Source organism: Trinickia sp. (genome assembly GCF_051961175.1).
GTDB lineage: Bacteria > Pseudomonadota > Gammaproteobacteria > Burkholderiales > Burkholderiaceae > Trinickia.
Map to the genome: position 1 here is coordinate 1 of NZ_JBQCDN010000273.1, position 25,556 is coordinate 25,556.

Sequence of the window (25,556 nt, forward strand, 5' to 3'; positions counted from 1 at the left end):
GCGCCGGACGTCGCATAGAGCGTCGCGAACATCGTCGTACGGGCGGTGAACGGCCCGAGCAGGTGCCGCGCAATCGCTTCGTGCGTCGGGATGTTCTGCGAAGCCGCCGTCGACATCGGCGTACGCAGCGAAGCGGTGAGCCGCGTCTGCCCGACCGCATCCAGGCCAGCGCGCCCGCGGCCGGCGTCGAAAAACGCCTGCAGCGCCGGGTAGGCCGTGCTGTCGGCGATTTCGCCGCCCGCGTTCGCCGCGGCAAACGCAATCAGGTTCGGTATAACGTGGTGCAGTGAGTGGCGCTGTGCCCACTCGCTCGTGCCCGAATGCGACGGCTGCTGGTTTTGCAGCGTACTCACTACGAACTGGTTCGCGGAATAGACGAGCATTTCCGACCAGTTCGCCGCCATGTTCGATTGCGATGCATGCGGCGCAAGCTCTTCGCGATTCGAACTCAAGTTCGTGAACAGGTTCATCCCATCGCGAAGCCCCGTGTAGGCCACTGCCTTCGCGAGCAACGGCATCACCCCGCCCAGCGTGCCCGTGCCGTAAGCCGCCGCGCTCGCCGCGCCAAGCGCCGCAAGGTTGAAGGCTTGAGAGGGCACCGAGCGCGCCGATTGCCGCTGACTACGCGCGTTGTATGCGAGCGACATGAGGTTCAGCGCGGCCACCCCGGCGATAATCCCGGCAGAAGCCAACACCTGCGCGTGCTCGGATGCAGCCAAATGCTCCGGCCCTTGCGCCCGCGCATGTTCGGTACCGCGCGTCGTCGCCTGCTGCACGAGGTAGCCGACGACTTCCCGCAACGCCGTGGCGACGAGCACCGTAGCGCCGTCCCGAGCCGCCGCGTGGGCGATGTTAGCCCCCCAACGCGGCAGCGGATGCGTGAAGTTGTTCTCCATGATGTTCTGCAGCATCACGCGAATCGAGCCGACCGCTTGCGCGATACGCGATGGCGGCGCTGCACCGGGCACCTCCGATGTGGCGCCGATGCGGCCGGCGGCACCGGCACCCGCCATTGCGCCGGCGCGCGACGTCGACGCAATGCGGCTCGCGCTCGAATCGCTCGAATCGCTCGGCATGTCGATGACGATGTGGTCCCGTTGCGAGGTGACTTCTTCGATCCGAGGCGCGTTCGGGTCGTGCCGCCCCACAGCCCCTTCGGACACGTGGTGGGACGAACCCGCATCGCTATCCTCGGGCAGTTCGACATGGTAGGCGGGCCGGTGCTCGGGGGCGAACGCCGGAACCATGTCGCGATGCTCGGACAAGCCGGCGCCCGCGTGCTCGGCTTGCTCGCGGTGGCCTTGCGGAACGATCTGCCAGTCGTGGTGCACGTCGCTGCCCGCATCGGAATGCCGGGGTGAGTCGGCCATCAATCGATCGAAAAACGCGTGGCCGATGTCATCGGCGCTGCCCGTCTCGACGTGGTGGCCCAGTTCGTTCTCCATCGCCCGGAAGAACGCTGCGTCCTCGTCGCTCGATTGCGAGGGGGACCGTTGCAGCACCGATTCGCGCTGGCTCGCGGCCGAACGCGACTCGCGGTCGGTCAGGTTCGAGCGTGCCGAGGCGAACGCGTCCGTCTCGGAGGGCGTAGAAAGCTCAAGCGCCGCCTGGTCGAGCGCGTTGCGCACGTGTTGGGCGACCTGCGTAAGCGGCAATTCGACGGGCTCCTCCCGCAACAGCGCGCCGGCCTGCGCGCTGCCTTCGCGCACCTCGGGACTCGCATCGCGCAGCAGCAGGCTCAAAGCAAGCTGCACCTCCGAGGCCGCGTGCGTCAGCGACGGCAGTTCGTGCCCGGTCTCGCGGGCGGGAGACGATACGCCCGAAGAGGAAGGACTCGTTGCCGCTTCGGAAGACGACGTTCGCCGCGGCGAGAAGGATGCATCGCCCGAGCGTTCGGATGTGGGCGGCTCGGAAGACGACCTGCGCAGCGGGGAGAAAGATGCGTCGCCCGAGCGTTCGGAAGTGGACGGCTCGGAAGTAAACGGCGTCGTACCCGATCCCACCGAACGCTCCGATGAGCTGCCTGCTTCTGAGCGAAATGCAGGGGAAGATACGTCGCCTGAGCGTTCAGAAGTGGCCGGCTCGGAAGTAAACGACGTGGACCCCGATCCCAGCGAACGCTCGGACAAGCTGCTCAGCTCGGAGCGAGGGCGGTCGGACTTCTCCGAAAACTCGGTCGTGCCCGATCCGAACGAACGCTCCGATGAGCTGCCGGCTTCGGAGCGGAATGAAGCGGAAAGCTCGCTGACAGTGGCGCTCGGAATGCGGCCCGATGCGGCCGAGCCTTCGTCTCGGCCCGATCCGTCCAAGCCTTCGCTGCGGCCCGATCCGTTCAAGCCTTCGCTGCGGCCCGATGCGGCCGAGCCTTCGCTGCGGCCCGAGCGCCCCGTGTTCGGCGGCGGCTCGGACGCATGCGTCGACGCACCCTGCGTGCGTCCACCGGCAGAGGCCTGCGACGGCCGCGACGACGATCCGCCAATCTTGCCGAAGCAAGCAAGGAAGCCCTTCGACTTCGGATGAGACGCAATGCCCATTCGCTTGTCGAAATCCTGGCGTTTCGCATCGAAGCCGGCTTTGATCCGGAGCAGCTGCTCGTGCGTCTCGGGATCGTGATGCGGCACGCCGCCCGCCCCCTGTGCCGAGGACTGCGCCGTATCGGTTTGATGTTGCGCGCTCGTGCCGGCCTGGTCCCGCGTTTGCGCGCGCCCGCTCGCGCCGGTCTGCCCGCTCGTCGATGCGTTCGTCTCATGGTCCGTATGCTCCGAACCGACGCTCGCTTCGCGTCTCAAGCTGCCGTCAGGCCGGGTCACGCTCAGAAAGTGGCCTATCGTCACGTAATCCGGCGGCACTTGCGTTCGCTCGGCAGGCCGTTGCTGGCGCTCATGCCGGCGCCCCGGGATCGCATTCCTCATCGCCCGGCCGAGCCGGCCCAAGGTGCTGCGGCGCGCGCTCGGGTTCGACGCGGGCTCTTGTCCCGATCCCGACGACACGCGAACGTCATGCCCCCGATGCGCGGCGCCCGAGCGCGAAGCGCTCGACGTACCGGCGTCAGCCTCCGCGGCATGGCTTGCACTGCTTGCGCCGCAAATCAGGGAAGACAAATGTAGTTTCATGTTGGGTATCCTGACCGAATCGACGAGCGGGCACTCAAACGGAGACCCGGCCCAAGCTGTACGCCGGTGCGGCACTGGCGTGCGCCGGCATGTCGGACACACGAGCGGCATCCTCTCCGTCGAGCGCATCGACGAGCTCGGTGACCGTATCGAGCAGCTCGGCGGCGCTGCGCGTGCCGTTCAAAGGGAAACGGAACGAGTAGTGAAGCCGGTCGGCCTGGGGGTCGAGGCTCAGGGCACCCTTCTCGCTCGACGCAAGATGGAAATTCACTTCGAGCGCATACCGGTAGACCGTTTCGCGGTCCTCGCCCGGCACCTCGCCGAGATCGACATGCACGAGCGCATGCAACGGGTCGGCCAGCTCGTCGTAGCGAATCGATACGGCATGGCCCGAGATGTCGAGCTGCCCGCCGTCCGCGAGCCGTGCCACGTCGTCGAGCCCGACCTTTTCGCCGATCTCGCTCAAGAGCTTCGTGTAGTTTGCGTATTCCATGTGCGTCCTCTGTTTTCGAGTTTTCGAGTTTTCGAGTTTTCGATGTCGTTTCGTCATTACCGCCGTACGCACTGCCCGAGCTTCAGACCGGGATCCTCGAGGCGGCCTCGGCCCCCATGCCCCAGTTGCCGGCCGGGCTGTCGAGGAAATGCCCCGAGCGCCAGCTCTCCGCCTGCTCGACGCACAGCTGCAAACTGTTCGCGAGCGTTTCCGCATCGGTCTGATCGAGCGGGGTGCGATAGCTGAAAAGCACATGCTCGCTCTCGGGGTTCAACGTGAACGCGGCCGGCAGCGTGCCGCCCGACAGGAACACGTTGATCTCGAGCAACCGGCGACAAGCCTCGTTTTCGCGGCCCTCCGGCAACGGGCCGAAATCGCAGTACAGGAGCAGTTCCTGGCGCTCCACCGTCCCCGCAGGGACGAACGAAAAGCCGACGCCGTTGACGGCCACGCTGCCCTGCTCCAGCACGGTGTCGACGTCTTCGATCTTGACGAGTTCGCAAAATCCCTTGATGAGCTTGACGTAATTCTCGATTGCCATGACGTGTCGTCCCTTTGACTTGCTTCGCTTTCGATTGGCTGCGCCGTAAAGCCGACGCGGCGGCGTCTGCTCGCCGCTCGCGTGGGTCATTCAAGCCATGAGTAACCGCGCCCCGGCCGCAGTTCGATCAACGGGCACGCGTCGTGTGACAAATGGGTGAAACGAGGGGCGACGGGAAAAGGAGGACGACGGGGCAACAGAGACAGGCAAACGACACAGGCAGGCGCGGGGAGCGCCGTGCGCACTGCACTGCGCGCAGGTGGACATGCGCGTACACCGTGCGGATCCGACGAACGAGACAGCTCGGGCGATCGAGCGATCGGGCGCGTACGAATCGAACGTACGCGTCAGAGGTGCAGCGGATTGGTACTCGACGCCATACCGAGGCCGGCACCCCGAAACCACTCGAGCGCGTGACCGTCGCGAAACACGAACCCGCCCAAGCTGCCGGAGCCCTTGACGAGGTTCACCACGCGGGGCAGCAGGCGCTCGCAACGCATGTACGAGCGGCGCAGCAGAATCCGCAGGTTGTCGCCGAAGACGTGCGGCGCGCGCGTCGCCTGCAATGCCGGCGCTGCGCTGCGTCCCGTGCCGATGGGCGCGAACGCCGCCTCATGACTCGCGCGTGCCATCCGCGCGGCGCTCGGCTGCCGCGCAGCCGACGTCCGCTGCATCGCCCCCGAGCGGGCCGCGCTCGCCGCAGGTGCAGCGCGCGAGGTGAGGCCCGCCTTCGTCTTCGCAGCGGCATCGCTCGCCTGATCTGGCGTATCGCTCGATGCGAAGTGCAGCTGCGACGCTTGCGGGTCGGTCAATGCAAGAAACCGCTGCGCCCGCTCGAGCAGCCCATCCGCCGCCGCACCGAGCTCGTCGCCCGCCTGCCGGCGCCCGACGATGCCCGCCAGCGAAAGCGCATCGCGGTGAATATTGCGTGCAAGCGCGACGACTTGCGCCTGCGCGAGCGGCGGCAGCCCCGCTCCATGCGCCCCCTCCACGGACTCGTCGTCGGGGTCGTCCCAATCGAGCCGGCGCTGCACGCCCGTGATCGTGAGGTCGCCCTCTTCGAGCGTCGTATGCGTATCGGCGCGCGAAGCATGATTGCGGCTGTGGACCCGGTCGACATGCGTGGTGCCACGCGCATGGATGGGCGCCGCCTGCATGCGGCCGGCCTGCTTCGCTTCCTCTTCGTCCTCGATATGCGCTTCGGACGGATCGTGCATGGCGTCGGTGCCATGCCCCGCACCGCCCGGTTTGGCGCGCCGCTTGGGCTGTTGCGGTTTCGTCTGGGTACGGGCTTGAGCCGTCGCCTGGGCGTGGTGCACGCCGTGGTGATGCCGGAAAAGCCAGTCGCCCCAATGACCATGCGCCGCGTGCCGGAGCACGGTCGCATCGGGGTTCGCCCTGAACGCGAGCGCACGCGCGCCCCCGGCGTCGCCGGTGGCCTCGCCGCCCGCGGACGCCGCCACTTCCAGCACCTGTGCGCTGTACGGGTTGGCGTTCAACTGTAGGTCGCGAATCATGCTGTCGTCCCGTGTTTCCTTTAGAGCCTGTACCGAATCAGTAACCGCGCGGCCCGCGAAGTTCAAAACAGTTCAAAACGCCGCACCCGGTTTCGCCGGGCCGCGGCGGGATAACGTACTATTACTATTAGTCGACCTGCACACTTCGCCGATAAAGAATCGGTACACTTTGAATCGTTTCCAACCTTGATTTTCCCGACAGCTCCAAGCGGGACGGCAATACGATGAACCCTGCTTCAGAAGGCGCCGGCGCCGGTCCCGACGAGCGCGTGCGCGTGCTCCTCGTCGAGGACGATCGCGACTTCAGCCGAAGCCTGCTCAATGCACTCGTGCTGGGCGGCTACGATGCGGTGGCCGCCGCAACGTTCGCCGATGCCACGCGCCTGCTCACGCGGACGCGGCCGCAAGTCGTCCTGACCGACCTCTTTCTCGGGGATACCGACGGCTTTGCCGTGCTCGAAGCCGTCCACGCGGCAGACCCGGCCATCCCCGTGCTCGTGATGTCGGGCCGAAGCGACGTGCCCACCGCGATTCGAGCCATGCAGGCCGGCGCACATGATTTCATCGAAAAGCCGTTCGATCGCCAGCAGCTGTTTGCGGCGCTGCGCCTCGCCGTGCAGCACCGGCGCATGAAGCTCGAGCGCGATTCGCTCGAAGACCGGCTGCTCGTCTTGGCCGAGCTCGAACGCATGCTGCTCGGCAAGAGTCCGCAAATGGCGGCGCTGCGGCGCCTCGTCGCGCAGATCGGACCGACTTCGGCCGAAGTCACCATCATCGGCGAAACGGGTACGGGCAAAGATCTCGTCGCGCGATGCCTGCATCGCTTCAGCCGCCGCCGCGGTCCGTTCGTCACCGTCGATTGCGCGGCGATCCCGCCGACCCTGTTCGAAAGCGAGTTGTTCGGCTACGAAGCCGGAATGTTCACGGGCGCGACGAAGCAGCGGATCGGGCGCATCGAGTCGGCCGACGGAGGCACCGTGTTCTTCGACGAAATCGATGCGATGCCGCTCGACCTGCAGGCGAAGATCCTGCGCGTGTTGCAGGAGCGGCAGGTCGAGCGGCTCGGCTCGACGCATCCGGTCCCCGTCGATATCCGCGTGATCGCGGCATCGAAGGTCGATCTCGCCGCGCACGCGCAAGCGGGGCATTTCCGATCCGACCTCGTGTTCCGGCTCAATACGGTCACGCTGCGCGTGCCGGCACTGCGCGAGCGCCGCGAGGACGTGCCGCGGCTGCTCGAACACTTTCTGCAGGCGAGCGCGAACGGCGCCATCGATGCAACGGTCGAGCGCGCGGCCTCGCAATTGCATGCGGCGCTGCTCGCGCACGACTGGCCCGGCAATGTGCGCGAGCTGCGCAACGTCGCCGAGCAGCTGCAGTTCGGTGTGCCGGTCCAGCTCTCCGGCACGCCGGCCGAAGACCACCCGAAAACGCTTGCCGATGCGCTCGATTCCGTCGAAAAGGTCGTGATCGAAGATGCCTTGCGCCGGCACGACGGCAATATCGCCGCTGTCTGCACCGAGTTGCAGCTCGGCATGACGACGCTCTACCGCAAGCTCAAACAGTTCGGCATCGAGTTGCCGCGCCAGGCGCGCACGGCCGCCGAACAAACGCCGCCGGACGCCTCGCGCGCTTAAGTGCCCGCAATCGCGTCCGCCGCGCCGTGTAGCCGCTTGCTGTCGCCGCCCGATCAGGCGCGGCGCGGCGCCTCGCCGCCGCCGTCACCGCCGCGGCACCCACGGATAGAGGTGCGTGATCCGCACCGCACCTGCGTTGCCTTCCTGGCTCCAGTCCAACGTATAGCTGCTTGCCACGGCGTTCGGATGCTCGATCGGGCTGCTGCGCCCGACGCGCGCGCCGTGACCGACGATCCCGTCGTGCTGGACCAGCCATTCGGTGCGTGCCCCCAGATAGCCGAGCCGCTCGACGTCGGCCGGCGTCGTGGCCGAGAGCAGCGCCGGGTTACGTTTGAGCGCGTCGTCGAGCGCATCGGCCATCGAGCGCAGCAGGGCCGCGCGGCTTCGATACGTCGCCGTGCGCGAAACCGAGCCCAGGCGTTCCCGCATCTGCTCGCTCGTCTGCCCGAGGTGGCGATCGATGACGCGCTCAAGCGCCTCGGACGAGATGGCACGCGCCACCGCGGGTTCGTGGCGCACCGCATGCCAGGCCGCATCGACTGCCGTGCGCGCCTCGGCGACTGCGTCGCGATGACGTTCGCGGACCTGCGCCTGTTCGCGCGTCGCCTCGCGAAACGCCCCGCGCCTTGCTTCGATCTGCTCATCGATGGCGGCGATCTGCGTGTCGATGCGGTCGCGTTTTGCGCTATGCGTCGCATAGTCTTCCGTGTACGCCCCGTGTTGCTCGACCGTCCCCTTCTGCGCCTGCAAGTCGTCCTCGAGCTTGACATGCGCACGCTGCAGCGCAAGATCCAATGCGTCGATCCGCTCAGCACGCCCGGCCGTGAAGCTTGAGAGCGTTGCAGCCCGGGCTTCCTGCAGCGTCTTGAGCTCGCTGCGCGCCGCGTCGATCGTCGTCTGCGCCTCGGCCTTGCGCCCCTGCGCGGCCGCGATGCGCGCCCCGATCAGCGGCGCAAATTCGCCGGCGCTCAGTGCGCCCTTTTCCGCTTCGTCGAGGGCAAGCATTGCGCCATAGCGCTTCGCCTTCGCGGCCATCGCATCGGCGAGCCAGCCTGCGTTCGCGCTCAATCCCCGGTAAAGCGCCTCGATCCCCACATGCACGGCCGGGCGCCCCATGCCCCATTGCCGCTCCAACTGCGCGCCGCTATGGCTTTCACGCAGCATGCCGATGAGGTCGTTCGCGGCACGTGCGTGCGCCGGCGGTGCGAAACGCGCGGCGATCCGGCTGCGCAGCGACGTTTGCGAAGTGCCCGGCGCGTCGCCTCGCAGTGCCTGCGACGCGGTGTCGACCGCGTGCCGCGCCACGGTCTGTTCGATCCTTCGATATTGTTCGGTCGACACCAGCATCGAGCACAGGTTCAGCATGCGGTCCAGCGCGGCCACCGGGTCCTGCGCGATGAGCCGCAGTTCATACGGCTGCCCGGCCCTCGGCCGCGCAAAGAGCTGGGCCAACTCGCCATCGATGCGCTCCTCCTCCGACATCCCCGCCCGCGCGCCGCGACGGCCCGGTTGCGCGGCGGGTGGCAATGCCGCATACAGCGTCGAGCGAAGCCAGTCGACGGCTTCCTCGGTCGATCGTTGCGGGTTCGACATCGACGTGAGCCGCTCTCGGATTTCCTGACGCCGCTGCGCCGGCTTCGGCGCCTCTTGGGCCACCTGGAGCGCCTTCGTGTCCGCCGCCAATTGCTTGTCCGCCTCGGCGATCCGTTGTTTCGCCGCCTCGATCGTACCTTCGAGCCCGGCGATTCTTTCGGCATGCTCGTCATGGGCGTCGGCCGTGAGCACGTGCGCGCGTTGCGCCGACAGCCGCTCGATTTCGTCTTCTGTCTTCCTGAGCCCGCGCTCGATCGATTCGACCGCTCCGTGCAGCGCATCGAGCTTGCCGCGTACCGCGGCTGCCTGACCCGCCGCCTGCTCGCGCTTCGCGCTGAGCGTGCGGCGCTGCGCAGTCAGTTCGGCATCCGATGCCTGCGCGCCGCGATTCGCGCCAGCGGGGTCGGCCTGACGGCGGCCGGCGGCACGCGCCTGCCTCGCAACACGTGCAAGATTCCCTTCGAGCGCGCCCATCTCGACCGACGCATGCCGCAGCGCATGCGCCGCCGCCTGCAACGTCTGCAGCGCGTTCGGCTCGCCGACCGACGTCGCGCCACCGAACCGCAACGGTTCGGCACGTGCGACAGAGGAAGCCGTGGCCACATCGGCGGCCGTGCTCTCTTCCGGATGCGCTTCGTGCGCTTGCCTGAATGAAACCCCGCTCGTACCCGCCATCTTCATTGCTCCACATTGTTCTTCGCGAACTGCGCGTAGGCGCGCATGACCGACACCACGTAAGCCTGGGTCTCCGCAAACGGAGGAATCCGCCCGCCAAATCGCATGACGGCCCCCTCGCCGGCGTTGTACGCCGCGATCACGCGATCGAGCTCGCGTGGAAACAACGTCTTCAGATAGCCGAGATAGCGCGCGCCCACCCGCAGGTTCACCTGCGGATCGAACAGCGCGCCCGCTCCACCCTGCAATCCGAACCGCCTTGCGGTGGCCGGCATCAGTTGCATGAGGCCGACCGCACCCTTCGGCGAAACGGCCGACGGGTTGAAACCCGACTCCACACTGACGATCGCCATCAAGAGCCCCGGGTCTTCGCCGAACTCGTTCGCCACCTTGCGTATCATCGGCGCGACGCTCTGCAACAACGCCGAGCGTCGCACGCTCAACTTCGCCAAACCAAGCGGCGAACTGAACGCCGCCGGCAGCGCGTCCATGTGCCCTTGTGCGAGCACATCGTCAGGCGAAGTCGGGAACACGATCGCGATGGGATGAGAAAATCGGTCGAGCCCCTGGCTCACGCTCGAACCCGCGCCCCGGCGCGCCGGAGCCGGTTGTCCGGGGGCAGCGCCATCGTCGTCGAGCGGCACGCAATGCATGTCGATCAGCACCGCATCCACGAGCTGATGCATCCGGTACTCGTGGCCGCTGCCGTCGTGACATGCGTAGAGCGCCGCGCGCGCGTCGACAGGCAACGCCATGGCAACGCAGGCGAGCGTCGCTACGCTTGCACGCCGCGCGTGCAAGCGGCGCAGCGCGTCGCGCAGGCCCTTGTCTCTCACCCGTCCTGGTCCTCGCATCCCGGCCGCCCTCAATTGATCGGCACGACAGTGCGGCGATCGCCCTTCGTCACGACCACGCCGTCGGACGTGACGGCGGCCAGCTGGAACCCGCCCGGCAGCGTCGAGCCGACATAGAAACGCTGACCGGCCTCCGTTTCGATGTAGGCGTCGTCCCCCGCGCTCGCCGAACGAATGCGCAAATCGACGGCAGGCGCCGGACGCGGCCCCGCCGGCGCCGGCTTCGGTTCGAGCATCGTCACGTCGTCGCCGCTCGCCACGACGCGGTAGCGGCTCTGCGAGAGCCCCGTATCGAACTGCTGCACGGTCGCGCGGACCGAGATCCGCAGCGTCGCGTCGTAGCGGTGCCGCTGCAACGCCGATTTCAGCCGGTCGACGTCCGTCTGCGACGGTAGATACCCGGACACGACGGGCTCGCCGCGCTCGCCCTTCTCGACGTCGAGATTCAGGTAGCCGAGCGTTTGCACCATCGCCGCAATCTGCCGCTCCTCGCGATCGTCGGCGCCGAGCGTGTTCGCGACTGCTATCGCCCCGCCCGCAGCGAACAGCAGCGCCGCACTGATGGCGACCCCGCCGAAGAAGCTGCCGCGGCGGCGAGTCGACGTTGTCTGGGCCGGCGTAACCAGCGACCGCGGTGCAGACACATGAGCGTCGTCAGCCTTTGACGCCTGGGTGTCCTCACCGGTGTCGGCGACAGCCAGCGTGGGCTCGAACTCAGTTGCTGCCGCCGGAGCGTCCGCTGTCTCGTCCGCCACCTTGGCCGCAGCGACCGGCGCGCGGACGATGCCGAGTACGCGGATCTCGGCCGAACCGACGGCAACGGGTTCATCGTCCGACAGCGGCACGCCCTCGCCCGCCGCCGCGGGATCGGGCGCGGTCGGCGCCACGCCGAGCTGCGCGAGCAGCACTTGCCCGTCGCCGGTGACCGTCAGCCTCGCGTGCTGCGGCAGCACGCCCTTGTCGAGCAGCACGACATCGCACGAAAACTCGTCGCTGCCGATCAGATACGTCGTTGCCTGCAGCGCGAGTTCGGCGCCGGCATGCAATCCTTTTGTGACCTTCAGGGTGAGCATGAGGTTTTCTCCACCAGGTTCAGCCGTCGATGAGGCGGGGCGTGATCAGGAACAACCGCTCCAGCCGCACGCGGTTATCGTTTTTCTGGCGGAACAGTCCGCCGACTATCGGAAGTTTCGATACGAACGGAATGCCCGAGTTGACCGATGCGTCCTGCTCGAACACGAGCCCGCCGATCAAGAGGCTGCTGCCTTCGTCGATCATGGCTTCCGTATCGATGTTGCGGTTGTCGACCACCGGGATCTGATCGACCGACGCCTGCGACAGCTCGCCGTCTTCCACATGAATGCTGAGCTTCACCTTGCGCCGCCCGTCCTTGTCGAGGATCGTGAGCGGCGTCACGCGCAGCGTCGTGCCTGCCGTCACGCTGTAGAGATCGCTGCTGAAGCTGCCGGCCACGCGCACGTAGAACGTCTGGTTATCCGACAGCGTGGCCTGCACGTTGTCCTGCGTGAGCACCTTCGGCTGGGACACGACGCGCGCCTTGCCGTCCTGTGCAAGCGCGTTGATGCTCGTCACGAGCGAGCGCGCTGCGCCGCCGATGATCGTCGTGGCGAGCGCACCGGGAACCGAGCCGGTCACGAGCGCATTGCCGGCCGATATGCCCGAGCTCGGCCCTGTCGAGGTGCCCGGCGTCGACCCTGTGGTCGTCGTTGCGTTCTGCGCGCGTCCGCTGAAGCTCAGGTTCAGGTGGCTGCTGCTGAATGCCCAGCCCACGCCGAGGTCTTCGAGCGATTCGACGCGCACGTCGATGATGCGGGCTTCGATCTCCACCTGCCCGGGCTTCACGTCGAGCGCGTCGATGAGCTTGCCGTAGCTGTCCATCCGCCACGTATAGTCGCGCACCACGACGGCGTTCATCTGGCTGTCGCTCTCGAAACGCGGCAGACGGTCGCCGGCCGAGCTGCCCCCACCACCGGCACCGCCGCCTTCGTCGCCATGCTTGGCCTGATCGTAGGCGGCCAGCGCATCGCCGATTTCCGGCGGCACATTGACCTTGCCGAACACCGGCGAGTTGACCGAATGACCCGTTGCGATCGCCTTGAGCTGCTGAGGGGACGGCCCCGTGCGGCCGCCGCGCGAGCCGTTCCCATCGGATTGGCCGAACAGCCCCTTGAGCATCGAGACGACGCCCGGTATCGTGCCGCCGCCCGCGCCGTTCGACAGCGTGCGATCCTGGGCCCACGCATAGCGCAGCGGAAAGACACGCACCTCGGCATTCGAGAGCGACGTCTGACGTTGATCCACGAGCTGCGCGACCTCATCCACGAGCTCGACGTAGCGCGCGGGGCCCGTCACGACGACCGTCCCTTCCTTGTCGTCGATGTTCAGCGGAAACCGTTTGTCGTCGATGCCGAGCGAGCGAAGGCTCGCGACGAGCCGCGACGGCGGCGCGCTCGTCAGCTTGATGAGCTTGGTGCTGACCGAGCCCGCCGGGTAGAAGTAGATGAAGCGTCCGTCGTAATACCAGACGAGCCCGAAATCGCGGCTGATCGTCTCGAGCATGCGCGCAGGCGCCATCTTGAAGTTGCCGCTCACATTGCCGTCGATCTCCTTGTCGACGATCGCGACGAGCCCCTGCGAGGCCGCGAATTCGCGCAGGAATTCAGGCAGTTTCTTCCCTTCTGCCACATATGAGAAATCGCCCGCGCGCCAGTGGATCTCGGCCGCATGGAGGGGCGCCGCATAGCCGAGCAGCAAGAGCGCGGAAAGCGTGACGGCACCGATTCGCTTCATGAAATGCATCGTGAGTCCCCTGTCCGTCAGGCCGCGACGGCCGACGCGTGATCGAGCGTGTCGCGCAACATCGCGCGCGAGCGCGACACGCGGCTGCGCACGGTACCGACAGGAATCGCGAGTTCGGCGGCCACGTCTTCGTAACTCCTGTCTTCCACGGCCACCATCAGGAGCGTCTTGCGCAGATCGTCGGGCAGCCCCTGCAGGCTGCGTTCGAGGCGTGCCGCTTTTTGTTTGGTGCTCACGCGATCGAACGGATCGCCATCGAGCGACTCCATCACTTCGATCGCCTCGTCGGTGCAAAAGTCGTAGCGGCGGTTCGGCGAGCGGTTCACGTGATTGCGGATCAGATTGACGGCAATACCGTAGAGCCACGTGGCGCACTCCGACTCCCCGCGGAAGGTGCGGAATGCATGACACGCCTCGACGAACGCCTGCTGCGTGAGCTCGGTTGCCTCGTATACGTCGCGCACACGCTTGAAGATGAACTGGAACAAACGCCGTTGGTGCTCACGGAACAGCGCGGCCAAAATGCGGTCCCTTTCGGCGCGCTCGGCATCGTTGAGCGTGCCCCCCGAGTGGGCTTCGTTCGAGGCGTTCATGCAGGTCGTGGTCATGGTCGGTCCTTCGTGAGGTTTCGTCTGCGCTCAGACGCTTTTGCTGGTTCTCGTCTCGCATCGCCGTGTCGCGTTCATGCGAGTCGACGGCCCTCTAAAGCAGCCTCCATGCCATGTGAACAATGTCTCCAAGTAGCTGTTTTTAAAACGTTTTTTTGGACAAAAATAACGCCGTGCGGGGCGCGTTTCTTAGCGATGAAAAACGGCAGCCGCTGGCCTTTTCATTTATGCGAGACGCCTACCGTATGGACGGCCAATTCCTTAAAGATGCTCACAACTTGCGCGATTTTTTTCATATTGACGTCACAAACGATCGGCACGATCGCGCGCCGATTTCAATTCGTACTCCTAACTATCTGCGATGACAAAGCGTGATCGCGCCGACGTTTCCGGCGGCACGCGGGCAGCGCGTGAGGGCGCTGTCGCGTTCAGTGGTTGGGGCGGTAGTCGGGCGAGACGCGGTGAATGAACCGGCGGACCTGCGAATCGGGCGAAAACATCGCCATCGAGGTCGAGAAGAACATCGTGAGTAGGGTGGCCAGCATGACGATGGAAACGATCTGCTTGATCGCCATCGATTGGAAGTGGACGTCGAGCGAATGCAGGTAGCGGGCGACGAGGCCCAGCGCAAGTTCGATCAGCACAAGCAGCAGCACGATCGGCGCACTGAGCTTGAGCAGCAGGTCGGTCAGCGAATCCCACTGAAGCGTCAGAAACTGATCGAATCCGCGCGCGAGTATCGGCGCCGTGGCGAACACGGGCCACACGACGTATGAATCGTAGACGGCTCGCAGCAGCGTCAAAAAACCGCCCGAGGTCACCAGCAGCGTACCGAAGATCTGCAGCAGAAATCCGCCCGTCGGGCCTTGCGGGTGACCTGACATCGGCTCGACCACGGCCGACGAGCTCGCGCCCGTCTGCTGGTCGACGAAGCTGCCCATGCCTTCGACGGCCCAGAACAGCAAGCCCGCACAGTACCCGAGCATCACGCCGATCATCGCCTCCTTTGCGACGATGAAGATGATCTGCGACGCGTCCATCGCCTGCGGCATCTGCGCAAACGTGACGGGAACGACGAGGCAGCCGAGGCTGACGGCCAGCCCCGCGCGCACCATGTTGCCGATCGCCTTTTGCTGCAGAAGCGGAAACACGATGAACATCGCCATCAGCCGCGTCGAGGCGAACAGCATCGCCTCGATCGGCACGATGAACGAGGTCGTGCTAGCCATGGTGGCGAACGCCGACGTTCGCGATCGCGTCGAACAGCGTGCCTGCGTAGTTCAGGATCGCGTTGGCCGACCAGTGCGCCGTCAGCATGACCGTCAGAAACACGGCGATGATCTTCGCACCGCCGGCGATGCTCTGATCCTGGATCGAGGTGATGGTCTCGATGAGCGCGATGAAGAAGCCCACGCCCGACGAAACGAGCACGGCCGGCAGCGAGAGCACGATCACGAGCTGCAAGCCGCGGAAGCAAAGATCCGTGACGGTTTGAACATCCATTGCGTTGCCTCGTGCGGTTCAGACCTCGGCCTGGCCGAGGGGATTGAGCTTGACCGATGCGTTCAGTTCTTCGAACGAAAAGACGGCAATATCGGGCAGGTACGGCTCGAGCATCTTCTTCACGTAGCGGCGCACGTCCATATGCGTCACCATGACAGCGCCGCGCGCGGACTTCGCCCCGAGCGTCGCCACCTGCGACGCCATGTGCCTGGCACGCTCCGGGGCCACCGGAATGTAGGTGCCGCCGCCGCCTTGCTGAACGGACTGGCGAATCAGCTGTTCAGTCTTCGGTGCGATAAACACGGCGTCGAGACTGTCCTCGCCGCCCGTCACACGGTGCGTGATGTAGCGCCCGAGCGCCACGCGGACATGTTCCGTCAGGAGCACCGTGTCTTTCTCGCGCGGCGCCCAGTTCGCGAGCGCTTCGAGAATCGCACGCACGTTGCGCACGGGTACGGCCTCTTCGACGAGCCGCCGGAACACTTCGGTCATCCGTTGCAGCGTCATCGCCTTCGCCGCTTCGCTCGCCACGTCCGGATAGTCTTTTTCGGCCCGTGTCACAATCGTACGAACCTCCTGCATGCCGAGATAGAGCGGCGCATTCGCACGCAGCAATGCCTTCACGTGGCCGGCGAGCCACGCGGCCAGCGGGGCCGGCTCGACGCCTGCCGCCGCGAGTGCCGCGGCTTCGCCCGTGGCCACCCATGCGGCACCGGGGAACGGCTGCGGCATCGCATCCATGAATGCGATGCCTGCATCGCGCAGTTCCTGCTGCTTGGCCGCCTGCGGCACGATCACGGCAATGGCGTCGTCGCGCCACTCACCGGTGCCGAACGGCACGTCGAACGCGAACATCGCGAAGGTCGTGCCTTCGAGCTTCTCGTCGACGATCATGCGCATGCCGGGGAACGGGATGCCCAGGTCGGCATGCATTTCGGCGCGCGCAGCTTCGAGCGCCGCGTTCAGCGCATCGCGCTCGAACAGCGCCGCAAGCTTCGGCGAAGGCCGCACGAGAACAGGCACGGCTGTCATCGGCTGCTCCGTCTCCAACATCGGCGGGTTTTCTTTCGCCCCTTCGCGTGCGAAAGACGGCATTTCGATGTGCTCGGCCGATGCCTTCTCGACCTTGCTCTTTTTCAGGAGCCTCCAGCCGATCCCGCCGACGGCGAACGCGAGCAGGCCGAACTGCGGCTTCGGGAAGCCGGGCAGCAGCGCGCAGATGGTCAGGATGATCGCGGTAATGAGGAGCGCTTTCGGCTGCGCGAGCAATTGGCCGCCGATATCGGCACCGAGGTTGGACTCTTCCGAGTTTGCCCCCGCGACACGCGTGATCAGCACGCCGGCCGCGATCGAAATGAACAGCGAGGGAATCTGCGAGACCATCCCGTCGCCGATCGTCAGGATCGCATAGCGCGCGGCCGCGTCGCCGACCGACATGCCCATCATCATCGAACCGACGCAGATCCCGGCCACGATGTTGACGGCCGAGATAATGAGGCCCGCGATCGCATCGCCCTTCACGAACTTCATCGCGCCGTCCATGCCGCCGTGCATCTGGCTCTCCAACTCCAGGTGCTTGCGGCGCTTGCGCGCGTCGTCGGCCGTAATGATGTTGTTGCGCAGGTCCGCGTCGATACTCATCTGCTTGCCGGGCATGCCGTCGAGCGTAAAGCGCGCGCCGACTTCCGCCACCCGCTCCGAGCCCTTCGCGATGACGACGAACTGCACGATCGTAATGATCAGGAAGACGACGCCGCCGACGACGTAGTTGCCGCCCACGACCATGCGGCCGAACGTCTCGATGACTTCACCGGCATGGGCATGAAGCAGAATCAGTTTCACCGACGCGATGTTCAAGCCGAGCCGCAGGAGCGTCGTGAACAGCAGCAGCGACGGGAATGTCGACATCGCGAGCGCTTCGGGCACATAGATGGCCGACATCAGCAGCGTGATGCTGATCGCGATGTTGAACGCGATCAGCCCATCGAGTACCGGGAACGGCAGCGGAAAGATCATCAGCGCGATGACGGCGACGATCAGCGCGACGAGTACGACGTCCTGGTTTTTCGCGATGAAGGACTGCGCGCGCAGCAGCGGATTGGTGCCCGCTCCCTTGGCCGGTGCGGACGAAGCGATGTGAGGAGTCGACATGGCAGCGGGTTTGAACGGTATGGCAGCGATTGAGACGATAAGCCGGGGTACGGCTTATAGACGGCTTATAGACGGCTTGGAAGCGGCTTCTAGCGATACGTCAGCACGAGTCCATGGATGAGCTTGCCCCAGCCGTCGAGCGAGACGAACAGCAGCAGCTTGAACGGGATAGACACCGTCGTCGGGGAGATCATCGACATGCCGAGCGACAGCAGCACGGCCGCGACAACGAAATCGACGACCACGAACGCGAGATACAGAATGAGCCCGATCTGGAATGCCGCCGTCAGCTCGGAGACAGTGAACGCCGGAATCAGCACCATCAGGTCGTCGTCCTTGACAGCATCGGCCGGGGCCTTGGGCCACAGCGACTGCGCCGTCTTGACGAAGAACTTGCGTTCGCGCGGATCGGCATGGCGCGTCAGAAAATCGGTGAACGGAGCCTTCGCGCCTTCCACGACATGCTCGACGACGTCGAACGAGAGTTGGTGCCCGTTCGACAGGTAGGGCAGCGCGACGGAATACGCGGCGTTGCCGACGGGCGCCATGATGTAGGCCGAGAGAATCACGGCAAGGCCGTTGAGCACTGTCGTCGGCGGCAGCTGCTGGACGCCGAGCGCCTGGCGGCACAGCCCCAGGACTACGACGATCTTCGTGAACGACGTCACGACGAACGCGATGAACGGCAAGGTGCCGAGCAGCGCGAGAATCGCAAAGGCGGTAAGCGGATCGGGCAGGAAACCGGACTGCATCGCTTAGCCCGCCCTATGGCTGCAGGAAACGCGTGACGCGCACACCCAGCGCGTCGCCGAGCGCGACGAGCTGACCGCTGCCCACCACACGCCCGTTCAGGCGAATGGCGATCGACGTTTCGGCAACGGGTTGCGGCAGGCGGAACACATAGCCCGGCGCGATCGAACCCAGTTCGCCGAGCGTCAGCGTCTGCTCGCCCAGTTCGAAGGCGAGCGGCAACTCGATCGAGTCGAAAGGGTCGGGCTCGTCCGCCGCGGCGTCGGCGGCAATATCGCCCGCAGCAGTCCCGGCATCGCCGGTGCGCTCGTCCGACCAAGCCGGCGGCTCGATCGTTTCGGCCCCCTCCACTTCGAAACCGGTATCGTCCATGATCTGCACCGTGTCACCCCTCGCTTGTCCGCGCATCAAAGTCAGCGCACTGCCCGCGACGGTCAGCGCTATGCCGACACCTTCCGTCGTTTGAGCCACTCGATTGATGAGTAACAGGTCGCCCGTGGAAATTCCCTGGATTTCGCGAAATGTCAGCCGGAGGTGTCCCGCCAGGAACCGGCAGCGCAACGGGACGCGCTCGAGCGTCGAGCGCGCCTGGGGCCAGCGGGCACAGAGGCTCGCCGCGAGACCCGCCGCTTCGTCGGACAACGTGCCGCGAACGCGCACGCCGGAAGCGCTGTCTTCGAGAAAGAACGGCAGGCCCGCCGCGGCATCGGACGGCTCGCCGCGTAGTTCGACTTCCTCGATCGCCACCGCTGCGCCGCTCGCCGCCTCGATCGCCGCGATGGCCTCTGCGGCGGCCTGCGCGGCCAGCGTCCGCAGCGCGATGCCGGGCATCTCGCCAAACGGCAGCGCCATCGAGCCGAACAGCGGCGCAATCGAGTCCAGCTCGATTTGCACGCTCGCCCCGCCTACCGCCAGACGGACCTTCAGTGCCGGACGCCACGGCGTCGGCGCGCCAATGTCCCAATGAAAGACGAAAGCGCTCGCGCCCAGCAGGCAGGGCTGCGGCGCGCAGCGGCCCACCAGCCGGTTGCGGTGCTGCGCCTTGTTCCAATCGACGTATTCGAGCAGTGCGGCGAGGCCGCCCGAATCGACGTCCGTATCGACGTCCGTATCGCCCCCCGCCAAGCCCGCCGTACCCACGGTATCTCCCGCACCCGTGCCGCTCACTTCATCGCGCGTCATCATGCGTATTCGGTGCGCTCGTCGCCACCGTCCTTGGTCACCTCGACACTGACGAGGCAATCGGGCATCGCCCCAGCGAGCCGTTTGCGCAGCGTCTCCGTACCGGCGGCAAGGCGCTTGCGCGCCTCGTCCGTGCCGGCACGCACGCGTACCGTCACCTGACCGTTCTCGCGCGTCAGCACCGCATCGCTGCCAGCCAGCAGGCCGTCGCCGAGCGGCACGCGCACCATCATCTTTTCGCCGCGCAGACTCATGCGCACCGCTTCGATCAGCCGATCGCCGACATGCTGAGCCAGCTGCTGTGCAAGCGCGGCTGTTGCGGTCATGGCGCCGCTACCGGCAACCTCGGGCTCGCCGGGCATGCCGAAGTCCGCATCGAACGCCTTCGCGTCTTGCTGCGCCCCCATCCAAGCGTCGGCGCGCGATTGCGCTTCGTTACCGTCGTCCTGACCGTCGTCTTGCGTTCCGCCGCCGCCCGCGCCGCTTTCGAAGCCGTCGAACAGCGCGTGCAACGGCGAGCCTGCGCCCGCTTCGCCGTCGAACGACCGCTCGCGCTGCGCAAAGGCGGCCCCCGAGCCGTGGCGCTGCCGCACGGCGCTCAGACAGGAGGTGAACGCCTGGGCTCGTGCGTGCAACTCGTGCGGCGCCTCGCGCGCACGCGCTGCAGCGTCGGCATGCCCCGCAACAGGGGCCGCGGGAGGTTCGACCGCCGGCTTGCGCTGCATGGTTGGTCTCCGTATCAAGGTCGGCCTTTGCAGGGCAGCGTCTCGACGAATTCGTCGGCTTCGGCTTCGGCCAGAACTTCCGCAACGAGTGCGTCGGCCTCGCGTTCGCGTCGCCACTGCTCTTCGATCTTGCGCAGCGCGCGGCTTGCCTGCCGCAGATCGTCCGCGGCGCGTGCAAGGCGCGTTTCGGCTTTTTCCAGCGCGGCCGCGAATTGCGGCAACTGCCGCTGCGCCGCCTCGAGTTGCGCCTGCAGCGTGTCGCGCCAAACCAGCGCAGCCTGGAACGCCGCGTAATCGAGCCCGTTGCCGAGCCCATCCATCAACGTCTGCCAGTAGGCCGCGAATTCGCGCTCCTGCTCGCGCACCCGCGCCTGCGCATCCTCCAGCTCCTTGCGCCGCGCGTCGCGTGCCTCGCGCACCTCGCGCTGCGTGCGCTCGCACGATTGCTCGCGGCGCTTACGGATATCGGCAATGCGCTTGAACTGGCCAGCCATGACGCTTTCTCCGTGGCGCGGTCAGCGCGCGAGCTGCTGCAGGTAGCCGAGCGAATCGTCATAAGCCGTGTAATCGTCGGAGCGCTGCCCGAGAAAGCCGCCGATCGCGTCGGCCTTCTTGATCGCCTCATCGGCGAGCTTGTCCGTGCCGGCCTTGTATTCGCCGATCTGCACGAGCAGCTCCACTTCGTCGTGCTTGGCGATCAGCTTGCGTACCTTACCTGCGGCGTCGGCGTGCTCGCGCGGCACGATCTGCGACATCACGCGGCTCACGCTGCCGAGCACGTCCACAGCCGGATAACGGTTCTTCGCGGCGATCTTGCGCGAGAGGATGATGTGGCCGTCCAGAATCGAGCGCGCTTCTTCGGCCACGGGGTCGGCCGTCTGCTCATCTTCGACGAGCACCGTGTAGAGCGCCGTGATCGACCCCGTGTCGCTCTGCCCCGCGCGCTCGAGCAGCTTCGGCAGCTCCGAGAACATCGACGGCGGATAGCCGCGCCGCGTCGGCGGCTCGCCGCTCGCCAGACCGATTTCGCGTTGCCCGCGCGCAAAGCGCGTGAGCGAATCCATCATCAGCAGCACGCGTGCACCGCGCGCACGGAAGTCTTCGGCGATCGCGGTGGCGACGTAGGCCGCGCGCGTGCGCTCGATCGCCGTCTTGTCCGACGTGGCAACGACACAGACCGAACGCGCCATGCCCTCTTCGCCGAGCGAATGCTCGATGAATTCGCGCACTTCACGGCCGCGTTCGCCGATCAGCGCGATCACGTTCACATCGGCCTCGGCGCTGCGCGCGAGCATGCCCATGAGCGAGCTCTTGCCAGCGCCCGCGGGTGCAAAAATGCCGACGCGCTGCCCTTCGCCGAGCGTGAGGAACGCGTCGATCACGCGCACGCCGGTCGGCATCGGCGAATCGATGATGCGCCGCTTCATCGGATCGGGCGGCAAGGCGTGCACGCTCGCGCGGCTGAGGTCCGGGCCGGTGAGCTCGCCGAGCCCGTCGATCGGATTGCCGAAGCCGTCGAGCACGCGCCCGAGCAGCGCATCGCCGACAATCACTTCATGCGGGCGGCCGCAGGCGATCACTTCCGTCTCGGGCGAAAGCCCCGGCAAACCGGCGTACGGCATCAAAAGCACCCCGTCGCGCGAAAAGCCGACGACCTCGGCCAACGCGCGTTCGCCGCCCGGCTCCACGAGCTCGCAAATCTCGCCGATCTTCACGCGCACGCCGGCCGCCTTCACGAGAATCCCGACCGCTTCGATCACACGGCCGCGCATCGCGACGGTCGGTACCGCGCCGAGCGCGCGATTGAGCGACGCCGACAGGCGCGACATGTCCACGCGGGCAGCGGGCGGTGCCCAGGTCTTGCCGTCCGAGGCACCTGTCGTGCGCGCCGGGTCGTCGAGTGCGGCAGCCGTCGCGCCGGCCTGCTCACGCAAACGCTCATTCACCGAAGGCATAGGTCCTCTCTCTCGTCGTCGAACAGATAGGACTCCGCATCGACGTCCGAATCCGGGTCGCCATGGCGCTCGCCGTCGAGCGACGACTCGTTTGCATGCAAGCCGGAGCCGCGATCCTCCACGGGCGCGCCCGCGGATGCCGGCGCGGGCATTTCCGGCGAAATACTCGCGGCGATCGCGCCAGCCTCGCAGGAGAGCGCGGCCGCCATCCCTTCGAGCTGGAGCGAGAGGCTTGCGTCGACCGTGCCCGATTCCGAGCGCAAGACGGCCGAGCGCGATGCGAGTGCCGGATCGGTCTCGAGGTCGACGAAACCGACAAACACGCCCGCAGCCTGCAACGCATCGAGCCGTTCGCGCGCAGCGCTTTCGTCGTCGGGCGCCACGCGCAGCGTCAGAAAACGCTGATCCCGGACGAACCGCGCCACCTTTCGCAACGCCGCGTCATAGAACACTGCGGCGCTTGCGTCGTCGAGCACGCCGCGCAGCGCCGTCATCACGGCCTCGACGATCAACGGCTCGATCCGCGCAAGCGTCGCCGCCGCGCCGGCGGCGATCCGCGTCAGTGTCGCGGCCGCCTCGCGGCGTGCTTCGTCGGCACCTTCGCGAAAACCGCGCTCACGCTCGGCTTGCACCTCGTGCTGCGCACGCTCGGCGCTTGCCTCGGCCGCGCGCCGAGCCGCGTCGAGCAATCCATGGGCGTCGACGAGCGCCGCATACTCGGGCGCTTTCAGCACACGGCGGCCCGGCGCCACGCGCAGATCGTCGGCAATCAGCAGAAAAGGGGCGTCCATGACGGCAGCATCCTCGGCACCAGTTGTTCGACGATCCACGCTTTGGCCAGATCGGCATCGTCGGAGGAAAAGAATCGAGGCAGGTCGGTATCGACGGCAGGTTGGAACTTCATCTGCAAGCGGTCCGCCACCGCACCGGAGCAGGTTCGACCGAGGCACGCGAGCACCTGTCTGCCGTCCGCTTGCAACGTCTGCCCCATCCCCGATGCCGGCAGCCGCCCCATCTCGTCCGGCACCTCAAGCGCGAATGCGCCTGCGCTCGCCCCGAGAAAGCCGATCTCGGCCATGCCGACAGCCGAGCGCAGCGATGCGAGCTGCCCCCCGTCGACGATGCGGCGCAACGCCTCGCGGCGCAGCAGCAAGCCGAGCAGCGTCGCCATCCGTTCGAGGGCCGGCGCGTCGATCAATGCGATTCGCGCAAAGCGATCCGGGAACGTGAATTCGAAGCGACCGGTGAGCCCATGCGCATCGAGCAGCCAGGGCGAAAGGTAACGGTGGCATGGGTTGGCGACGGCATGCCGCTCGCGCAGCACCGTATCGTCTACGCCGCGCGGCAGCCAACCTGCATGGCACCAGGACGATGGCAGCAGGTTGAAGGCCCAGACGAGCGGCGCGAACTCACGCTTCACGACGGCGCCCCTTCGGGCTGCGGCCGGCCGAGCGCAGCCGGCTGCGCGTTCGCGGGCAACGCGTCGGCCGCGGCATCCTCGCCCGCCGCCGCTGCGCCGCGCTTGCCGCGCAGCGCCTGCCAGACGCCACGCCCCCAGGCGGCCAGCGCCGCACACTCGCGCTTCACGCCGGCACGGTAGCGGGTGGCGATCGCGACGACGACAACGAGCACGAGCGTCCAAGGCACCGCGAGCAACGCAAGCAGCCACGCAACCGATTTTGTATCGACGCGCACGCCGAGCACATGCTCGATCTGCACCCGGTTCGTCGTGGCGGGCGGCTCGGCCACGACGAAAGCCACGCTCACGTGATCGGGATCGAGCCCCTCGATGCCGCGCACGACAAGGCTGCGCACGAGCGGCGCGAGCGCGTTCGGATCCGCCGAGGGCCGGTACTTGATGAAGACCGACGCCGAGGACGGGGTTTTCGAATCGGCGAGCGGATCGTTCTGCGGAATCACGACGTGCACGCGGGCGACGACGACCCCGTCGATATGCGCGAGCGTCTGCTCGAGTTCCTGCGAGACACCATAGATGTAGCGCACGCGCTCTTCGGCCGGGGTGGCCACGAGACCGTCCTTCTTGAAGATTTGACCGAGGTCTTCGTAGTGGGCACGCGGCAGCCCATGGGCATGCAGTACGTCCAGCGACCGCGCGAGGTCGTCCTTGTCGACTTCGACGTCGTAGTTCTTTTCGTCGGCGGGCACCTTGCGCGCTTCGATGCCCGCATCGAGCAGCACGCCGAGCACCTCGTTCGCTTCCGATTCGCTGACCTTGCTGTTGAGCGTTTCCTTGCACGCGGCAAGCATGAGCGTCATGCAGAGCAGCACGGGCAGGAAGCGCTGGCGCATCCCTGCCACGCGGCGTGCGTAGGCTTTCAGTCGTCGCGTCATGCGTCGCTCCCGTCTTGCCGTTGTGGTGACTGTTACTGTTACTGTTGCTGAAAGAGCGTGCGGAACGTATGCCGCACGTCGTCCGCCGATTGCAGGACGAAGTGGAATTCGAGGTTGGCCGTCGACATCTGGGCCTGGTGCTCCACCGCCTTGATGGCCGTGGCCGGATCGTTCAGATCCAGGTTGTTGCCAAAATCGAGCGCTTCCTTTTCCAATTTCTGATAGCGGTTCGACAGTTCGCCGGACGCCTTGCTCATCTGCCCGACGACATCGCGAAACCCGTGCAGGTAGCCGTCCGCCCCTTCCGGGTGGCTCGTGCGCTCGATGCGCAGTTCACCGCCGAATTCGGTCGATGCCGGTGCATTCGCGGCTTCGTTCTCGCCGCCGGGACTCATCAACGATTGAAACCGCGCCACGTCGGCAGGGTTTGCATCGTGCCGGGTCGGGTCTGCCTGCGCAGCGGAGCCCAGCGCATCAGCGCCCGGCGCCGCGCCGCCGAAACTAAGTACGAGCGTCATGCATTCACCTTCGGTACGCAACTCGCGCGACAGTGTGCTGGCTGGGTGCAACACGGGATACGTATCGGCCGTTTGCTGCGGGCGCGACACGCGGGTGGCGGTCGCGAGGCGGGGAGCGGACACGCTGCGGCGCCCGCTTACCCGTCCCGCGCCGGACGGCCAGTGGCCCGGCCGTGCGCCGCCTTTAGGCCTTGCCCAGGCCGGTGCTAACGGCGCCCAGCGTGCCTTCGAGGTTGTTCACGAAGTCGAGCAACGAGTTGCCCTTGGTGCCCGCGCCCGAGGTGCCCGAGCTGGCGTTGTTGCCGCCTAACACGTCGTCCACGCGGTCGGTGTAGTTGCCGCCGCTTGCACCGCCGGCGCCGCCTGCACCGCCTGCGCCGCCACCCGAGCCGCCTGCTGCCATCCCTTCCATGAAGGCCAGTTCAAGCTTGAGCTTGTTGTTCTCGCCGACTTCCTTGTTGAGCGCCTGTGCGCCCGTCGAATCGCCGCCCATATCGACGCTCGAACCGTCCGACAGCGTAACGTTGTTGTGAGTATGCGAATGGCTCATGTTCAATCTCCTTGCACGA

The 25,556-nt window shown here is 66.5% G+C and carries 21 protein-coding genes and 2 pseudogenes; 1 reads left to right on the forward strand and 22 read right to left on the reverse strand.

Features of this window, described 5'->3' with window-relative positions; all coding sequences use genetic code 11:
- From ACTHL0_RS16050 to ACTHL0_RS16065, 4 genes and pseudogenes are all read right to left on the reverse strand, one after another.
- A pseudogene (locus ACTHL0_RS16050) lies at nt 1-3,113 on the reverse strand (hypothetical protein); the annotation flags it as partial.
- 34 nt (nt 3,114-3,147) lie between these two features.
- Nucleotides 3,148-3,606 (reverse strand): CesT family type III secretion system chaperone, encoded by a 459-nt coding sequence (locus ACTHL0_RS16055; protein ID WP_440567797.1) that lies wholly within the window; start codon nt 3,604-3,606, stop codon nt 3,148-3,150.
- A gap of 82 nt (nt 3,607-3,688) precedes the next feature.
- Nucleotides 3,689-4,147, reverse strand: a complete 459-nt coding sequence (locus ACTHL0_RS16060) for a CesT family type III secretion system chaperone (protein WP_440567798.1) — start codon at nt 4,145-4,147, stop codon at nt 3,689-3,691.
- 347 nt (nt 4,148-4,494) lie between these two features.
- Complete coding sequence (locus ACTHL0_RS16065; RefSeq protein WP_440567799.1) at nt 4,495-5,664, reverse strand: hypothetical protein; 1,170 nt, start codon at nt 5,662-5,664, stop codon at nt 4,495-4,497.
- Nucleotides 5,665-5,888: 224 nt separating this feature from the next.
- On the opposite strand from ACTHL0_RS16065, the gene ACTHL0_RS16070 reads away from it, so the two are divergent.
- On the forward strand, nt 5,889-7,301 hold the full coding sequence (locus tag ACTHL0_RS16070) for a sigma-54-dependent transcriptional regulator (protein WP_440567800.1): 1,413 nt from the start codon (nt 5,889-5,891) through the stop codon (nt 7,299-7,301).
- An 84-nt stretch (nt 7,302-7,385) separates the two neighbouring features.
- Here the strand turns inward: ACTHL0_RS16070 and ACTHL0_RS16075 are convergent, their stop codons facing one another.
- The 18 genes and pseudogenes from ACTHL0_RS16075 to ACTHL0_RS16160 form a co-directional block, all read right to left on the reverse strand.
- Nucleotides 7,386-9,569: a hypothetical protein gene (locus ACTHL0_RS16075; RefSeq protein ID WP_440567801.1), complete on the reverse strand. Its 2,184-nt coding sequence runs from the start codon at nt 9,567-9,569 to the stop codon at nt 7,386-7,388.
- Nucleotides 9,570-9,571: 2 nt separating this feature from the next.
- On the reverse strand, nt 9,572-10,405 hold the full coding sequence (locus ACTHL0_RS16080) for a lytic transglycosylase domain-containing protein (RefSeq protein ID WP_440567802.1): 834 nt from the start codon (nt 10,403-10,405) through the stop codon (nt 9,572-9,574).
- 29 nt (nt 10,406-10,434) lie between these two features.
- Nucleotides 10,435-11,496, reverse strand: coding sequence for an FHA domain-containing protein (locus ACTHL0_RS16085; protein WP_440567803.1), 1,062 nt, complete (start codon nt 11,494-11,496; stop codon nt 10,435-10,437).
- Nucleotides 11,497-11,515: 19 nt separating this feature from the next.
- The gene (gene sctC, locus ACTHL0_RS16090) at nt 11,516-13,234 is read right to left on the reverse strand and encodes a type III secretion system outer membrane ring subunit SctC (protein WP_440567804.1); all 1,719 of its coding nucleotides are present in this window, start codon (nt 13,232-13,234) and stop codon (nt 11,516-11,518) included.
- 26 nt (nt 13,235-13,260) lie between these two features.
- Entirely contained in the window at nt 13,261-13,851 is a 591-nt protein-coding gene (locus ACTHL0_RS16095; RefSeq protein WP_440567805.1) for an RNA polymerase sigma factor, read from the reverse strand.
- 428 nt (nt 13,852-14,279) lie between these two features.
- On the reverse strand, nt 14,280-15,080 hold the full coding sequence (sctT, locus tag ACTHL0_RS16100; RefSeq protein WP_440567806.1) for a type III secretion system export apparatus subunit SctT: 801 nt from the start codon (nt 15,078-15,080) through the stop codon (nt 14,280-14,282).
- Nucleotides 15,073-15,354, reverse strand: coding sequence for an EscS/YscS/HrcS family type III secretion system export apparatus protein (locus ACTHL0_RS16105; RefSeq protein ID WP_440567807.1), 282 nt, complete (start codon nt 15,352-15,354; stop codon nt 15,073-15,075). Before ACTHL0_RS16105 ends, sctT begins: the two co-directional genes overlap by 8 nt.
- Before the next feature lie 18 nt (nt 15,355-15,372).
- Nucleotides 15,373-17,505, reverse strand: a complete 2,133-nt coding sequence (gene sctV, locus ACTHL0_RS16110) for a type III secretion system export apparatus subunit SctV (RefSeq protein WP_440567808.1) — start codon at nt 17,503-17,505, stop codon at nt 15,373-15,375.
- Nucleotides 17,506-17,594: 89 nt separating this feature from the next.
- Entirely contained in the window at nt 17,595-18,257 is a 663-nt protein-coding gene (gene sctR / locus ACTHL0_RS16115; protein WP_440567809.1) for a type III secretion system export apparatus subunit SctR, read from the reverse strand.
- A gap of 13 nt (nt 18,258-18,270) precedes the next feature.
- Entirely contained in the window at nt 18,271-19,440 is a 1,170-nt protein-coding gene (gene sctQ, locus ACTHL0_RS16120; RefSeq protein ID WP_440567810.1) for a type III secretion system cytoplasmic ring protein SctQ, read from the reverse strand.
- Complete coding sequence (locus ACTHL0_RS16125) at nt 19,437-20,162, reverse strand: hypothetical protein (protein ID WP_440567811.1); 726 nt, start codon at nt 20,160-20,162, stop codon at nt 19,437-19,439. The genes sctQ and ACTHL0_RS16125 overlap by 4 nt, the downstream gene beginning before the upstream one ends.
- A gap of 14 nt (nt 20,163-20,176) precedes the next feature.
- Nucleotides 20,177-20,656 carry a hypothetical protein gene (locus tag ACTHL0_RS16130; RefSeq protein WP_440567812.1) on the reverse strand — a complete coding sequence of 160 codons (480 nt, stop codon included), beginning with the start codon at nt 20,654-20,656 and terminating at the stop codon, nt 20,177-20,179.
- A gap of 21 nt (nt 20,657-20,677) precedes the next feature.
- Nucleotides 20,678-21,991: a type III secretion system ATPase SctN gene (gene sctN, locus ACTHL0_RS16135; protein ID WP_440567817.1), complete on the reverse strand. Its 1,314-nt coding sequence runs from the start codon at nt 21,989-21,991 to the stop codon at nt 20,678-20,680.
- Nucleotides 21,992-22,104: 113 nt separating this feature from the next.
- The gene (sctL, locus tag ACTHL0_RS16140; RefSeq protein WP_440567813.1) at nt 22,105-22,908 is read right to left on the reverse strand and encodes a type III secretion system stator protein SctL; all 804 of its coding nucleotides are present in this window, start codon (nt 22,906-22,908) and stop codon (nt 22,105-22,107) included.
- On the reverse strand, nt 22,887-23,537 hold the full coding sequence (locus ACTHL0_RS16145; protein ID WP_440567814.1) for a SctK family type III secretion system sorting platform protein: 651 nt from the start codon (nt 23,535-23,537) through the stop codon (nt 22,887-22,889). The genes sctL and ACTHL0_RS16145 overlap by 22 nt, the downstream gene beginning before the upstream one ends.
- Nucleotides 23,534-24,469 (reverse strand): type III secretion system inner membrane ring lipoprotein SctJ, encoded by a 936-nt coding sequence (gene sctJ / locus ACTHL0_RS16150; RefSeq protein WP_440567815.1) that lies wholly within the window; start codon nt 24,467-24,469, stop codon nt 23,534-23,536. The genes ACTHL0_RS16145 and sctJ overlap by 4 nt, the downstream gene beginning before the upstream one ends.
- 38 nt (nt 24,470-24,507) lie before the next feature.
- A complete protein-coding gene (locus ACTHL0_RS16155; protein ID WP_440567816.1) occupies nt 24,508-25,110 on the reverse strand; it encodes a hypothetical protein in 603 nt (200 codons plus the stop codon).
- A 61-nt stretch (nt 25,111-25,171) separates the two neighbouring features.
- Nucleotides 25,172-25,556: pseudogene (locus ACTHL0_RS16160) on the reverse strand (hypothetical protein); the annotation flags it as partial.